Origin of the sequence: Pseudomonas marvdashtae, from assembly GCF_014268655.2 — a bacterium.
GTDB lineage: Bacteria > Pseudomonadota > Gammaproteobacteria > Pseudomonadales > Pseudomonadaceae > Aquipseudomonas > Aquipseudomonas marvdashtae.
Genome location: NZ_JABWQX020000001.1, coordinates 1,292,987 through 1,306,053, shown reverse-complemented (window position 1 = coordinate 1,306,053; position 13,067 = coordinate 1,292,987). Strand labels below are relative to the sequence as shown.

Sequence of the window (13,067 nt, the reverse complement as noted above, 5' to 3'; positions counted from 1 at the left end):
CACAGCTGCCTTACTCCGGCTTGCGGCGTCCAAACCCTGGACGCTGGCCGGAACCGGCCGGCGCGCCACGGCGTTTGCCCGATGGTGCGTCACGGTCGGCCAGGATGATGCCCGGGCGCTTTTTCGGTGCAGGCTTGGCCGGGCGCTTGGTGTCGGCCGGACGGTCGGCGACCGGTGTGCCGCGACCCGCCGGAGCGCCGCGACCTTCGCCACGCTCGGTACGGCCGTTGGCCGGACGTGGCGTACGCGGGCCGCGCTCGCCGTCCTGGCGCGGCGCCGGCTTGCGGGCCGGGCGTTCGCCTTCGAGCTGAGGCTCACGGGAAGGCCGTGGGCCAGTCGCTACGCCGTCGGCAGCAGGGCGCAGCGTACGCACGCGCTCGGTCTTGCCCATCGGACGCGAAGACTTGCGCTGCATGCGATCCAGCTTGTCCTTGCTCTTGGCGGTCATCTGCGGCATCGCCACAGGCTTGAGGCCCACTTCAGCCGCCAGGATGTCGACTTCCTGCTGGGTCATTTCGCGCCAGCGGCCCATCGGCAGGTCGGAGTTGAGGAACACCGGACCGAAACGCACGCGCTTCAGGCGGCTGACCACCAGGCCTTGGGATTCCCACAGCCGGCGCACTTCACGGTTCCGGCCTTCCATCACCACGCAGTGGTACCAGTGGTTGAAACCTTCACCGCCTGGGGCTTGCTTGATGTCGGTAAACCGCGCCGGGCCGTCTTCCAGCACAACGCCGGCCTTGAGGCGCTCGATCATTTCGTCATCGACTTCACCCCGCACGCGCACGGCGTATTCGCGGTCCATCTCGTAGGACGGGTGCATCAAACGGTTGGCCAGTTCACCGTCGGTGGTGAACATCAGCAGACCGGTGGTGTTGATGTCCAGGCGACCGATGTTGATCCAGCGGCCTTCTTTCGGACGCGGCATCTTGTCGAACACCGTCGGGCGGCCTTCCGGGTCGTCACGGGTGCAGATTTCGCCGTCGGGCTTGTTGTACATGATCACGCGGCGCACCGTTTCGGCGGCCTCTTCGCGCTTGATCACCTTGCCATCGATGGTGATGGCGTCGTGCATGTCGACACGCAGGCCCAAGGTGGCATCTTTGCCGTTGACCTTGATGCGGCCCTGGGTGATCCAGGCTTCCACGTCACGGCGCGAACCGACGCCGATACGGGCAAGGACTTTTTGCAGCTTCTCGCCTGCTGGGCCGATTTCCTGGCTGTCATTCTGGTCTAGGTCTTTCATTTCTGGGCACCTCCCGGTGTGGTCGGGTCAGGCGTGGCCTGACGCTTTGAAAACAGGTCATTCGGCGAAGGGATCGCCAAAGGGTCGCGAATCATACGCTCGTTGAGACATTCGCGCATCAGAGACTAGCTGATCGTACAGCGCTCAGCGCTTTTTCCGCCGACCGGTGGCGCCAAGCTTGATCAGGCGCAGAGCCGCTTCGGCCAGTACGACGCGCTTGTCCTCTTTGTCGAGTTTTTTCCAGGCCTTGATTTCGCGCTTGCTGCGCCCGCAGCCGATGCAAATATCATCGTCGAACTTGCAGAGGCTGATGCAGGGGTCTTTGGTGGCGCTCATGATAATTCCTGTCACGCCGCAAGGCCGGCATGGGCAAGCGGGTCAATCGTCGAACTGGCGCCGCTCGTTTTCAATCGCTTCGGCCAGGGCGCGAGCCTCGGCCTCTTCGTCGCTCAGCTCGGGTTCGGGCTCGCGCGGTTCGAGGGCGGCAACCGCAGCGAGCAGCTTTTCCCGTGCCTGCGCAACGCCGAGAATATCGTCTTCTGGTTCTGGTTCGGGTTCAGGCTCGGCCGCAAGTTCAACTGCATCGCCTTGCTGCGGCAGTTGTTCCGTCCCGTCTTCGCTATCCGGAGCGTCACGCAGCAAATCGTCGAAGTCGGTCTTCAGGCCCTCCTCCATGGTGTCCAGCTCCAGCAACAACGAATGGAAACTGGTCTCCTCCTTCGGCTCCTCAGGCTCGGCACTGGCATCGGCCAACTCTTGCAGGCTTTGGGGCACCGGGGCGTCGTCGAACTCAAGCATCGGTTCTGGCTCCAGCTCCCGCAACTCGGCAAGCGGCGGCAGGTCGTCGAGGTTCTTCAAGTTGAAGTGATCGAGAAAGGCCTTGGTGGTGGCGAACATCGCCGGTTTGCCCGGCACATCGCGATAGCCGACGACACGGATCCACTCGCGCTCCAGCAGCGTCTTGACGATATGGCTGTTGACCGCCACGCCCCGCACATCTTCGATCTCGCCCCGGGTGATCGGTTGGCGATAGGCGATCAGCGCCATGGTTTCGAGCATCGCCCGGGAGTAGCGTTGCGGCCGCTCCTCCCAAAGGCGCCCGACCCAGGGCGAGAATTTCTCGCGGATCTGCAGGCGATAACCGGACGCCACTTCCTTGAGCTCGAAAGCCCGTCCCTCGCAGGACTTGCCCAACAGCGTCAGGGCTTTCTTGAACACGGCTGGCTCAGGCCGCTCGCCTTCTTCGAAGAGTTCAAACAGGCGCTCCATCGATTGCGGCTTTCCAGAAGCCAACAGGAAAGCTTCAAGCAAGGGCGCCAGCTCGCGGGGTTCAGTCAGATTCATTGATTTGCTCGTTATTCGGCTCGGGCCCGCACATGGATCGCTGCGAACGGCTCATTCTGCACCAGCTCGACCAAGGATTCCTTGACCAATTCCAGGACCGCCATAAACGTCACCACCACCCCCAACCGCCCTTCCTCGGCGGTGAACAGCTCGACGAACGGCACGAAGCCGCCGCCCTTGAGCCGCTCCAGCACATCACTCATGCGCTCGCGGGTGGACAGCGCTTCGCGACTGACCTGGTGACTTTCAAACATATCGCCTCGGCGCAACACCTCGGCCATGGACATCAACAGCTCTTCCAGGCTCACATCCGGCAGCAACTTGCGCGCCCGCGCTTCAGGCGCATCAAGCTTGGGCACCACCACATCGCGCCCCACCCGGCTCAAGCCGTCGATGCCTTCGGCGGCAACCTTGAAGCGTTCGTACTCCTGCAAGCGGCGGATCAGCTCGGCCCGGGGATCGTCTTCTTCCTCTTCGACCGCGGCCGAACGCGGCAGCAACATGCGCGACTTGATTTCGGCCAGCATCGCGGCCATCACCAGGTATTCAGCTGCCAGCTCCAGGCGCACCGACTGCATCAGCTCGACGTAGCCCATGTACTGCCGGGTGATTTCCGCCACAGGGATGTCGAGGATGTTGATGTTCTGCTTGCGAATCAGGTACAGCAACAGGTCGAGCGGGCCCTCGAAGGCTTCGAGAAAAACTTCCAGCGCATCCGGCGGGATATACAGGTCCAGGGGCATTTCCATGACCGCCTGGCCGTAAACCATGGCGAAGGGCAATTCCTGTTGCGCACCGGCCTGGCTGTCGAGGCTTTCGACGGCGGTTTCCACAACGGACATTCAGGCCTCGACCATGAATGGCGTCGGATCACCGCAGCCGACACGCACCACTTGCGGCTCGCCATCGGCGAGGTTGATCACGGTGGAGGCCGACATACCGCCGAAACCGCCGTCGATGATCAGGTCCACCTGGTGCTCGAGTATCTGGCGCATTTCATAGGGATCGGTCAACGGCTCGGTCTCGCCGGGCATGATCAACGTCACGCTCATCAGCGGTTCACCCAACTCAGCCAACAGCGCCAAGGCAATCGGGTGGCTCGGCACACGCAGGCCGATGGTGCGTTTTTTCGGGTGCAGCAATAGCCGCGGGACTTCCCGCGTGGCATTGAGAATAAATGTGTAAGGCCCTGGCAGATGAGCCTTGAGCAGACGGAAGGTGCCGGTGTCGATCTTGGCGAACAGCCCCAACTGCGACAGGTCGCTACAGATGAGCGCGAAGTTGTGCTTGTCATCCAACTGGCGCAGGCGTCTTACGCGCTCCACCGCATTTTTATCGCCGATCTGGCAACCGATCGCGTAGGACGAGTCGGTGGGATAAACCACTACACCACCGCCACGGATGATCTCTACCGCCTGTTTGATCAGGCGCGCTTGCGGGTTTTCCGGATGAATCTGGAAAAATTGACTCACGTGTTCTACCTGTTCAGACGGCGGCGATAACGGGATCATGTTTGAATCTACACCATAGTGGTGGCAGATCTTCCGGCAACGGGCGGTATTCGCCAATCTCGGACCAGCCCCCCGGGCCATGGAAATCACTGCCGGCAGTCACCAGCAGTCCAAACTCCCGGGCGAGGATCGCCAGGCTGCCGACCTGCTCGGCCGGCTGATGGCCATTGACCACTTCGATGGCATGGCCCCCTGCTTGAATATAGTCGGCTATCAGGCGGCGGCGCTTGCTGCGAGTGAAATCGTAGTGCCAGGGATGTGCAAGGCTGATCCACGCCCCGGCGGATCGCAGCGTCGCGACCGTTTCTTCGAGGGTAGGCCAATGCTGCTTGACGTCCCCCAGCTTGCCGGCCCCCAGCCATTTGCGGAAGGCTTCGGCACGATCCTTGACGTAACCTTCGCTCACCATCCAGTCGGCAAAATGCGGTCGGGCCGGCGCATTGCCGCTGTCGCCCAGGGCCTGCTGGATTTGCCGGGCGCCGTCCAGCGCACCGGGCATGCCCTTGAGGGCCAGCTTGCGGCTGATCTCCTCGGAGCGCAGCCAGCGACCGTCGCGCAACTGCGCAATGGCCTGGACCAGCGCCGGCGCATTCACATCGAAACCGTAGCCCAGCACATGGATGGTCGCCCCGCCCCAGGTGCAGGACAGCTCAACGCCGTTGACAAGCTGCATGCCCAGCGCGGTGGCGGCGCTGCGCGCCTCGTCCAGGCCTTCGAGGGTATCGTGATCGGTCAGGGCCAGGACTCGCACGCCGTGCTCGTACGCCCGCGCCACCAGAACCGCGGGCGCCAGGGCGCCATCGGAGGCCGTGCTGTGGCAGTGCAAATCAACATTCACGAGACTTTGTTACCTCAAATCAGCTGGCCCTATCGCGGCCAAGGATGTTTGTTATTATGCCGCCACATCCTGCTTCTGGCTGCCACTGTGAAACAATTCATCGATTTCATCCCGCTCCTGCTGTTTTTCATCGTCTACAAACTTGATCCACGGACCGTCGACATTGCCGGTCACTCGTTGACCGTTGGCGGTATCTACAGCGCCACCGCCGTGCTGATCATCAGTTCCCTGGTGGTCTATGGCGCGCTGTTCGTGTCCCAGCGCAAGCTGGAAAAAAGCCAGTGGCTGACCTTGATCGCCTGCCTTGTCTTCGGCAGCCTGACCCTGGCCTTCCACAGCGAGACCTTCCTGAAATGGAAAGCACCGGTGGTCAACTGGCTGTTTGCCCTGGCCTTTATCGGCAGCCACTTCATTGGCGACCGCCTGTTGGTCAAGCGCATCATGGGCCATGCCCTGAGCTTGCCAGAGGTGATCTGGACCCGGTTGAACATCGCCTGGATCGTTTTCTTCCTGTTCTGCGGCGCCGCCAACCTCTTCGTTGCATTCACGTTCCAGCAATACTGGGTCGACTTCAAGGTCTTCGGCAGCCTGGGCATGACCTTGCTGTTCCTGATTGGCCAGGGCATCTACCTGTCCCGTCACCTGCACGATGCCGACCCCACCACGCCAAAAACCGAGGACTGACATGCTCTACGCAATCATTGCCACCGACGTCGCCGACTCCCTGGAAAAACGCCTGGCCGCCCGCCCTGAACACCTGGAGCGGCTACAAAAGCTCAAGGCCGAAGGTCGCATCGTACTGGCCGGCCCGCACCCGGCGGTGGACAGCGATGCCCCGGGCGCGGCGGGTTTTACCGGCAGCCTGATCGTGGCCGAGTTCGACTCCCTGGTCGCCGCCCAGGCCTGGGCCGAGGCCGATCCGTTCGTGGCGGCCGGCGTCTATGCCAATGTCGTGGTCAAGCCGTTCAAGCAAGTCCTGCCGTAAATCCCCTGACGCGATGAGCCTTCGCGGCTCATTGCGCTCGATTGCTCATTTTTCCCGTGCGCCTGCCGACAACCTGTCTAATCTCGATTGGAATTCAGGAGTTGCAATGCGCAAAGGTCCGTTGTGCCTGTTGTTGGTCACGTTGGCGATCGGGGCGCCCGCCCATGGCGAGGAAAGCACCGAGGGCAGTCATTCGGCGCCCTTGTCCCTGAGCGCTGGAGGCCAGATCGCCGAATTGCAGCAGCGCTTGAAAGACAGCGAGCGCATGCGTGAAGCACTCACCCAGCAACTCCAAAACACCAACGGCGAACGCGAGACCGCGCTGGTGGGCCGGCTGCGCCAGGAGAACCAGCGCCTGAAGCTGCAACTCAAGGAAGCCCAGGCCAGCCCGCTGCCGCGCCTGCTGACCGATCAACAGCAATGGTTCGTCATTGGTGCCGGGGTAGCGCTATTGGCCTTGCTCTGCGGTATCTTTGCCAGCGGTGGACGTAGACAACGTCGGCAATGGCTAAATTGAGTGAGTCATGAGCGAGCTGTTACTGATTGATGATGACCAGGAGCTGTGTGAGCTCCTCGTAAGTTGGTTGAGCCAGGAAGGGTTTCAGGTCCGCGCCTGTCACAACGGCCAGAGTGCCCGCAAAGCCTTGGTCGAGACCGCCCCGGCGGCCGTGATCCTGGACGTGATGCTGCCCGACGGCAGTGGCCTGGAACTGCTCAAACAGTTGCGCAACGATCACCCGGAGCTGCCGGTATTGATGCTGTCGGCCCGGGGTGAACCGCTGGATCGTATCCTTGGCCTGGAGCTGGGCGCCGATGACTACCTGGCCAAACCCTGTGACCCACGCGAGCTGACCGCCCGCCTGCGCGCCGTGCTGCGCCGCAGTCATCCGACGGCCGTGTCCAGCCAGATCGAACTTGGCGACCTGACCTTCAGCCCGGTCCGTGGCGTGGTCAGCATCGATGAGCAGGAACAGACCCTTACCGTTTCCGAAAGTCGCCTGCTCGAAGCGCTGCTCAAGCAGCCTGGCGAACCCCTGGACAAACAGGAACTGGCGCAGATCGCACTGGGCCGCAAGCTGACTTTGTATGATCGCAGCCTGGACATGCACGTGAGCAACCTGCGCAAGAAAATCGGCCCCCATCCCGACGGCCGCCCGCGGATCGTGGCGCTGCGTAGCCGTGGTTACTACTACAGCCTCTGAACACAATGCAGATCATTTGTGGCGAGGGGATTTATCCCCGCTGGGTGCGAAGCGCCCCCAAGTGTGTCCGCCATCGCGGTGTTTCAGATAAACCAGGGGGCCGCTGCGCGGCCCAACGGGGATAAATCCCCTCGCCACAGCAAGCTCCCTCACCAGGTATTGTGCGGGCTGTTTGTCAGGTCCTCGCCAAACCTTCTTTACCCAAGCTTTACCCACCCCTGACCGCCGCTGACCTTGATCTCCGTAATCTGCACACATCCGGAACTGACCGGGAATGAGACAAGGAGAAACACCATGCGCAAGACCCTTATCGCTCTGATGTTCGCCGCCGCCCTGCCGACCGTAGCCATGGCCATGCCGGAAGGCCCCGGCCCGATGGGCCCGATGGACGGACCGCGCCACGGCGGCCAGATGCACGACAAAGGTCCGTACAGCCAACTGGACCTGACCCACGAGCAACGCCAGCAGATCCGCAAGATCATGGGGGAGCAGCGTCACGAACGACGCGAGCTGGTCGAAAAATACCTGGCCAAACTCTCGCCGGCCGATCAGAAAGCCATGAAGGACGAAATGCAGGCTCGTCACGAAAAGGTCGATGCCCAGATCCGTGGCCTGTTGAAGCCTGAACAGCAGAAAGAGTTTGATGCGATCCAGAAAAAGCAGACCGAGCGTCGGGCCGAGTGGGCTGAATTCAAGGCGTGGAAAGCGCAACAGCCGCAAAAAGCGCAATAATGCCTTGAAGCGCTCCCAGCCCAACGGCACACCGCCGTTGGGCTTTCCTGGTTTGTGAGGATGAATCCGTGCGTTCATTGTTCTGGCGCGTCCTGGCCAGTTTCTGGCTGGCCATCGCTCTGGTTGCAGGGCTTTCGATTCTCATGGGCCACATGCTGAATCAGGACGCGTGGATTCTCAGTCGCCATCCGGGTCTCAACACCCTGGCCGAGGAATGGACGCAGACCTACGAAAGCCAGGGCGAAGAAGCGGCCCAGGACATTCTGAAACAGCGCAAGCGCCAGTATCACGTCGATGTCCAAGTGCTCAATGAGAGCGGCGACCCGGTTGTCCGAGGCACGTTTCCCCACCGTGCCGCGGCCTTCGAGGCGCGCCAGAACAACGATGACCGGCGCTTGCCCTGGCGGCGCCTGACCGACGAGTTCACCAGCGCCAAGACCGGCGACACGTATCTGTTCATCTACCGCATCCCCCACCCCGAACTGGATGCCTGGCACCGCGAGAGCCTGCTCTGGCCGCTGAGTGCCTTGGCGATCGCGCTGGTGGTGTTGACCTTGTTCAGCCTGTTGGTGACCCTCTCCATCACCCGGCCGCTGAGTCGCCTGCGCGGTGCGGTGCATGATCTGGGGCAGGCCACGTACCAGCAGAACAGCCTGGCCAAGCTGGCCAACCGCCGGGACGAGTTCGGTGTACTGGCCACCGACTTCAATCGCATGGGCGCGCGCCTGCAAAGCCTGATTGCCAGCCAGCGCCAATTGCTGCGCGACGTTTCCCATGAACTGCGCTCGCCCCTCGCCCGGTTACGCATCGCCCTGGCGCTCGCCGAGCGGGCCAATCCTGCGGAGCGGGAGAAACTGTGGCCACGCTTGACCCGCGAATGTGATCGCCTGGAAGCGCTGATCAGTGAAATCCTGGTCCTGGCCCGGGTCGATGCCGACAACGCCAGCGCCGAAGAGGTGGATCTCAACGGCCTGTTGGTCACGCTGCAAAAAGACGCCCAGCTGGCCTCGCCTGAACAGATTGTCCAGCTGGCTGCGGAGCCGAACCTGACGCTTAAAGGCTGGCCTACGATGATCGAGCGGGCTGTGGACAATTTGCTGCGCAACGCCCAGCGGTTCAGTCCGAGCGGGCAGCCCGTGGAGATGCGTGCAGTGCAACAGGGCGAACGGATCCTGATCAGCGTGCGCGACCATGGGCCAGGCGTGGAGGCCGAGCATCTGGGCCAGTTGGGCGAACCCTTCTACCGGGCCCCCGGCCAGACCGCCGCCGGCCATGGCCTGGGCCTGGCGATCGCGCGTCGTGCCGCCGAACGTCATGGCGGCGCGCTGGTATTGGCCAACCATCCGGAGGGCGGGTTCATCGCGACGCTAGAGCTGCCGCTGGTGCCGGGGGCCGTGGTGCAACCTTAAAAATGGACCTGTGGCGAGCGCGCCCTTCTCAAACCAAACGATAATTCCTCTTATTCAAACTGCCCTGCCCTGTTAGACTTTGCGCCCGCGTTTCACTCGTCCCGCAGGATTTCCAATGCCGTCGTTGCCTCTTCGCTTATGCGCACTGTTCCTGGCCCTGGGCCTGAGTGCCTGCGACGACGCCCCGCGTTTTACCCAGGCCGAACCCGGCGAAGCCAAATCCGGCGGCAGCGCGACGGTGCGCAAGGCCGATCAGAACGCCTTCTCCTTGCCTTCGGCCAACCTGCCGCCTTCGCGGCGCGTGGATTTCAGCGTCGGCAACAGTTTCTTCCGCAGCCCCTGGGTGATCGCCCCTTCAACGACTACCGCACGGGACGGACTCGGCCCCTTGTTCAATACCAACGCCTGCCAGAATTGCCACATCAAGGACGGGCGTGGCCACCCACCGGCTCCGGATGCCGCCAACGCGGTGTCGATGCTGGTGCGCCTGTCGATTCCCGATGCGCCGCCCTATGCGAAGGTCATCGAACAACTCGGTGTCGTGCCAGAACCAACGTATGGCGGCCAGTTGCAGGACATGTCCGTACCTGGCGTCGCCCCGGAAGGCAAGGTGCGGGTCGACTACACAGCCGTCCCCGTGCGTTTCAAGGACGGCACCGTCGTGGAACTGCGCAAGCCAACCCTGCAGATTACCCAGCTGGGTTATGGCCCGATGCACCCGGACGCGCGTTTTTCGGCCCGCGTCGCCCCGCCAATGATCGGCCTGGGCCTGTTGGAAGCCATCCCCGACGAAGCCATCCTGGCAAATGCCGAGACCCAGGCGCGGGAGAACAACGGCATCGCCGGGCGCCCCAACCGGGTCTGGGACGATGTGCAGCAGAAAACCGTGCTGGGGCGTTTCGGCTGGAAAGCCGGACAGCCGGACCTCAATCAACAGAACGTCCACGCCTTCTCCGGCGACATGGGCCTGACCACCAGCCTGCGGCCCTTCGACGACTGCACCGAGGCCCAGGTCGATTGCAAACGCGCGCCCAATGGCAATGGCCCCGAAGGCGAGCCGGAAGTCAGCGACAACATCTTGCGGCTGGTGCTTTTCTACAGCCGCAACCTCGCGGTGCCGGCCCGTCGCGAGGTGAATGCGCCCCAGGTGCTGGCCGGCAAGAACCTGTTTTTCCAGGCCGGCTGCCAGTCCTGCCATACGCCCAAGTACACGACGTCCGCCGAGGCTGCCGAACCGGAGCTGGCGAACCAGGTAATCCGCCCTTACACCGATCTGCTGTTGCACGACATGGGCGAAGGCCTGGCCGACAACCGCAGCGAATTCAAGGCCAGCGGCCGTGACTGGCGGACGCCGCCGCTGTGGGGAATCGGCCTGACTGAAACCGTCAATGGGCACACCCAGTTCCTGCATGACGGCCGCGCCCGCAACCTGCTCGAAGCCGTGCTCTGGCATGGCGGCGAAGCCCAGGCGGCGCAACGACAAGTCTTAGCCTTCGATGCCGAGCAACGCGCCGCGTTGCTGGCCTTCCTTAATTCTCTTTAAACGTACGTTCCAGAAACGGGAGCCCGACATGTTCCGTCCCAAGCTGTTGTTCACCAGCCTCGCCGCCATCGCCCTGGGGGCCTGCTCGCCCCAGGACCCGCAAGCCGTCACGTCGGCCGCCATTGCCAAGCAGGTGATCCTGCCGACCTACAGCCGTTGGGTCGATGCCGATCGGCAGTTGGCGACCAGCGCCCTCGCGTTCTGCCAGGGCAAGGAAAACCTGGAAACCGCGCGCGCCGATTTTCTCAAGGCACAAAAAGCCTGGGCCGAGTTGCAACCGTTGCTGATCGGTCCGCTGGCCGAGGGCAACCGCGCCTGGCAGGTGCAGTTCTGGCCAGACAAGAAAAACCTGGTGGGCCGTCAGGTCGAGCAACTGGTCAACAGCCAGCCGCAGATCGACGCCGCCGGCCTGGCCAAGTCCAGCGTCGTAGTGCAAGGGCTTTCGGCCTACGAATACCTGCTGTTCGACGCCAAGATCGACATGGCCGACAGCACGCAAAAAGCCAAGTACTGCCCGTTGCTCATCGCCATCGGCGAACGCCAGAAGCAGCTCGCCGAAGATATCCTGTCGCGCTGGAACACCAACGACGGCATGCTCGCCCAGATGAGCAAATTCCCCAACCAGCGCTATGCCGATTCCCACGAAGCGATCGCCGATCTGCTACGCGTCCAGGTCACCGCCTTGGACACCCTGAAGAAGAAGCTCGGCACGCCGATGGGGCGCCAGAGCAAGGGCGTGCCGCAGCCGTTCCAGGCCGATGCCTGGCGCAGCCAATCGTCGCTGCAAGGGCTGGAAGCCAGCCTCAGCGCCGCCAGGACCGTGTGGGTCGGCGTAGACAACAAAGGCCTGCGAGGCTTGTTGCCAAGTGACCAGAAACCGCTGGCCGACAAGATCGACGCCGCCTACGACGCCTCGTTGAAACTGTTCGCCAGCGGCCAGCGCTCGCTGGCCGAAATGCTCAGTGACGATGCCGGGCGCCAACAACTCAACGACCTGTATGACAGCCTCAACGTCGTCCATCGCCTGCACGAAGGCGAACTGGCCAAGGCGCTGGGCATTCAACTGGGCTTCAACGCCAACGACGGTGACTGATCATGTTTCGACGTCAGGCTCTGGCGCTCGGCAGCTTGCTGCTGGGCGCCGTTACCCTGGGCGGCTGGACGCTGTTCAAGCAAAAGGACAAGAGTCCGCTGTTGCTTTCGGCACGGGACGATGGCGACGGCAAGCACTACGCCGTTGGCTATCGACTGGACGGCACCCGGGTGTTTTCCACCCAGGTCGGCCAGCGTTGCCATGACATCATCAATCATCCGACGCAGCCGATTGCGCTGTTCGTTGCCCGCCGTCCAGGCACCGAAAGCTACCTGATCGACTTGCGCGACGGTGCGCTGTTGCAAACCATCACCTCCTTGCCGAACCGGCACTTCTACGGCCATGCGGTGATTCATCGCAGCGGCGAATGGTTGTATGCCACCGAGAACGACACCCGGGATCCGGGACGCGGCCTGCTGGGTGTGTACCGCTTCGAGGGCGAGCGGCTGGTGCACAGTGGTGAGATTTCCACCCACGGCATCGGCCCTCATCAGGTGTCGTGGATGCCCGACGGCGAGACCTTGGTGGTGGCCAACGGCGGTATTCGCACCGAGGCCGAAAGTCGCGTCGAGATGAACCTCGATGCCATGGAGCCGAGCCTGGTGCTGATGCGCAGAGACGGCACGTTGTTGAGCAAGGAAACCCTCCCCCAGCAGATGAACAGCGTGCGCCACATGGGCATCGCCAGCGACGGCACCATCGTCACTGGCCAGCAGTTCATGGGCGCCGCCCACGAGTCGTCGCAACTGCTGGCGATCAAGCGACCGGGCCAACCGTTCCAGGCGTTCCCGGTGCCTGAACACCAGTTGCAAGCCATGGGGCACTACACCGCCAGCGTGGCCGTAAACAGCGACCTGCGGCTGGTGGCCCTGACGGCGCCACGGGGTAACCGGTTTTTCATCTGGGACCTGGACAGCGGCGAGATTCGCCTGGACGCGCCCCTGCCGGACTGCGCCGGAGTGGGTGCGCTGGCCGACGGGTTTGTCGTGACATCCGGCCAAGGCCGTTGCCGTTATTACGATTGCACGCAGACACAACTGGTTGCAAAGCCCTTGGATCTGCCGGCGGGGCTCTGGGACAACCATTTGCATTTGGTCTGAGCGAGGGGGAGCGAAGCCCATCGACGCCGAGCTCCCTGTTTCTCGGATAATCCCACGCATTACA

The 13,067-nt window shown here is 62.8% G+C and carries 15 protein-coding genes; 9 read left to right on the top strand and 6 right to left on the bottom strand.

The features are described 5' to 3' along the window. Positions 1-10 precede the first annotated feature (10 nt). The 6 genes from rluB to HU742_RS05965 form a co-directional block, all read right to left on the bottom strand. A complete protein-coding gene (gene rluB / locus HU742_RS05990; RefSeq protein ID WP_186635807.1) occupies positions 11-1,246 on the bottom strand; it encodes a 23S rRNA pseudouridine(2605) synthase RluB in 1,236 nt (411 codons plus the stop codon). A 144-nt stretch (positions 1,247-1,390) separates the two neighbouring features. Then, positions 1,391-1,582, bottom strand: coding sequence for a DUF1289 domain-containing protein (locus HU742_RS05985; RefSeq protein WP_186612297.1), 192 nt, complete (start codon positions 1,580-1,582; stop codon positions 1,391-1,393). Positions 1,583-1,624: 42 nt separating this feature from the next. Next, on the bottom strand, positions 1,625-2,590 hold the full coding sequence (gene scpB / locus HU742_RS05980; RefSeq protein WP_186643660.1) for an SMC-Scp complex subunit ScpB: 966 nt from the start codon (positions 2,588-2,590) through the stop codon (positions 1,625-1,627). A gap of 11 nt (positions 2,591-2,601) precedes the next feature. Beyond that, the gene (locus HU742_RS05975) at positions 2,602-3,432 is read right to left on the bottom strand and encodes a segregation and condensation protein A (RefSeq protein ID WP_496197671.1); all 831 of its coding nucleotides are present in this window, start codon (positions 3,430-3,432) and stop codon (positions 2,602-2,604) included. Then, a complete protein-coding gene (locus tag HU742_RS05970) occupies positions 3,433-4,062 on the bottom strand; it encodes an L-threonylcarbamoyladenylate synthase (RefSeq protein WP_053124883.1) in 630 nt (209 codons plus the stop codon). A gap of 13 nt (positions 4,063-4,075) precedes the next feature. Beyond that, complete coding sequence (locus HU742_RS05965) at positions 4,076-4,939, bottom strand: PHP domain-containing protein (protein ID WP_186643659.1); 864 nt, start codon at positions 4,937-4,939, stop codon at positions 4,076-4,078. 87 nt (positions 4,940-5,026) lie between these two features. Between HU742_RS05965 and HU742_RS05960 the strand changes: the two genes are divergently transcribed. From HU742_RS05960 to HU742_RS05920, 9 genes are all read left to right on the top strand, one after another. Then, the gene (locus HU742_RS05960; protein ID WP_186612300.1) at positions 5,027-5,623 is read left to right on the top strand and encodes a septation protein A; all 597 of its coding nucleotides are present in this window, start codon (positions 5,027-5,029) and stop codon (positions 5,621-5,623) included. A gap of 1 nt (position 5,624) precedes the next feature. After that, the gene (locus tag HU742_RS05955; protein ID WP_186643658.1) at positions 5,625-5,924 is read left to right on the top strand and encodes a YciI family protein; all 300 of its coding nucleotides are present in this window, start codon (positions 5,625-5,627) and stop codon (positions 5,922-5,924) included. 106 nt (positions 5,925-6,030) lie between these two features. Continuing rightward, positions 6,031-6,441, top strand: coding sequence for an SH3 domain-containing protein (locus tag HU742_RS05950; RefSeq protein WP_186635795.1), 411 nt, complete (start codon positions 6,031-6,033; stop codon positions 6,439-6,441). Positions 6,442-6,448: 7 nt separating this feature from the next. After that, positions 6,449-7,126: a response regulator transcription factor gene (locus tag HU742_RS05945; protein ID WP_186635792.1), complete on the top strand. Its 678-nt coding sequence runs from the start codon at positions 6,449-6,451 to the stop codon at positions 7,124-7,126. A 294-nt stretch (positions 7,127-7,420) separates the two neighbouring features. Then, the gene (locus HU742_RS05940) at positions 7,421-7,858 is read left to right on the top strand and encodes a Spy/CpxP family protein refolding chaperone (protein ID WP_186635789.1); all 438 of its coding nucleotides are present in this window, start codon (positions 7,421-7,423) and stop codon (positions 7,856-7,858) included. A gap of 68 nt (positions 7,859-7,926) precedes the next feature. Further along, positions 7,927-9,267, top strand: a complete 1,341-nt coding sequence (locus HU742_RS05935; protein WP_186643657.1) for a sensor histidine kinase — start codon at positions 7,927-7,929, stop codon at positions 9,265-9,267. Between the two features lie 115 nt (positions 9,268-9,382). After that, on the top strand, positions 9,383-10,810 hold the full coding sequence (locus HU742_RS05930; RefSeq protein WP_186643656.1) for a di-heme oxidoreductase family protein: 1,428 nt from the start codon (positions 9,383-9,385) through the stop codon (positions 10,808-10,810). A 28-nt stretch (positions 10,811-10,838) separates the two neighbouring features. Then, the gene (locus tag HU742_RS05925) at positions 10,839-11,903 is read left to right on the top strand and encodes an imelysin family protein (RefSeq protein ID WP_186643654.1); all 1,065 of its coding nucleotides are present in this window, start codon (positions 10,839-10,841) and stop codon (positions 11,901-11,903) included. 2 nt (positions 11,904-11,905) lie between these two features. Continuing rightward, positions 11,906-13,003 carry a DUF1513 domain-containing protein gene (locus HU742_RS05920; RefSeq protein WP_186643652.1) on the top strand — a complete coding sequence of 366 codons (1,098 nt, stop codon included), beginning with the start codon at positions 11,906-11,908 and terminating at the stop codon, positions 13,001-13,003. The last annotated feature ends 64 nt before the right edge of the window (positions 13,004-13,067 follow it).